The 1,337-nt window shown below is 80.0% G+C and carries 1 protein-coding gene; it reads left to right on the top strand.

Annotation, left to right across the window (positions count from 1 at the left end):
• Window positions 1-17: 17 nt before the first annotated feature.
• Window positions 18-1,337 (top strand): DUF5682 family protein (locus tag GTW43_RS15760; protein ID WP_343246020.1); only part of this gene is annotated, 1,320 nt, incomplete at its 3' end.

Genomic DNA, 1,337 nt, shown 5'->3' with positions numbered 1-1,337 from the left:
GCCTCACCGTGTGCGGCGTGCCGTACAGCGAGGAGCAGGGCGTGTCGGGCGCCGGCGGGGCCGACGCGCTCACCACGCGCTGGACCGTCACCTGGACCCCGGCGACCGCCGCCGTCCTGACGACCGCGGGCGTGCGCGGCGTGACCCCGGCCCAGGCGGCCCAGGGCCTTCTGCGCGCCCGCGCCGCCGCGGCCCGCGACGAGGGCGGCCCGACCGCCGCCCAGGCGCTCACCGCGCTCCAGGCCGCCGCCGGATGCGGGCTGCCGGAGCTCGCCGACGAGGCGCTGGCCGAGCTGACGCACGCGCTGCCGGCCGCCGGTTCGCTCGCCGAACTGCTCACGGGGCTGGTCCTCGTCGACCGGATCGCCGCCGGACACGTCGCCGGGCTCGCCCCCGACGGTGACCTTCCGCAGCGGCTCGCCGCCGCGTCCGACGTGCTGAGCGCCGCCGCCGTCCGCGCCGTCGAGGGACTCACCGGCTCCGACGACCCCGAGGACGCCCGGGCCCTGGTCGAACTGGCGCGCCGCGCCGACGCGCTGGGCTCCCTGCGGCTCACCGGCGCGCTCGCCGCCCTCGCCACCGACGGCACCCCGCTGATGGCCGCGGCGGCCGCCGCCGTACGGGTCCTCCTCGGACAGTCGCCCGCTCCGGAGCTCGGCGCCCGCGTCGCCTCCTGGGTCGACGCCGCATCCGGCCCCGCCGCACGCGCCGCCCTCACCGCCCGGCTGACGGGGCTGTGCACCGCGGCCGGCGCCCTGCTGGAGACGGCGCCGGACGCGCTGGGCCCGCTGCTCGACCGGGTCACGGAGCTGTCGGACCGGGCCTTCCTGGACCGGCTGCCCGCGCTGCGCGGCGGTTTCGACACCCTGTCACCGGCCGCGCGGGAGCGCCTGCTCGAGACCGTCGAGTCCCTGATCGGCGGAGCCGTCGGCGACCTCGCCGTCGACCCCGCGACCCAGGCCGTCCACGCGCGCGCCGACCTCGCCGCCGCCGAGGCCGTCGCCGCCCTCGGGCTCGGCGTGCCGCTCACCCCCGGCGCGGAGCCGGCCACGGACGGGCCCGCACCGCTCTCCGGCACGGGCACGGGAACAAGCACAAGCGCAGGCACGGGCACGGGCACACCGAGCGGGTTCGGCAGCATCACCCCGGCCGAGCGCTGGCGCCTCGTCCTCGGTCGCCGTCCGGACGAACTGCCGCCGCGCACCGCCCCGTTGGCCACCGCCCTCGACGAGCTGTACGGGCAGGGGCGCGGCGAGGGCTCGCGCGGCGGGCTCACCGCGCGCGGCGGCGGCCGCGACGCCCCCTACCCGGGCGTGCGCGAATGGGCCGAGGAACTC

This window comes from Streptomyces sp. SID5785 (assembly GCF_009870065.1).
Lineage (GTDB): Bacteria > Actinomycetota > Actinomycetes > Streptomycetales > Streptomycetaceae > Streptomyces.
Note: the sequence above shows the minus strand (reverse complement) of the source record. Positions and strands in the feature narration are given on the sequence as shown.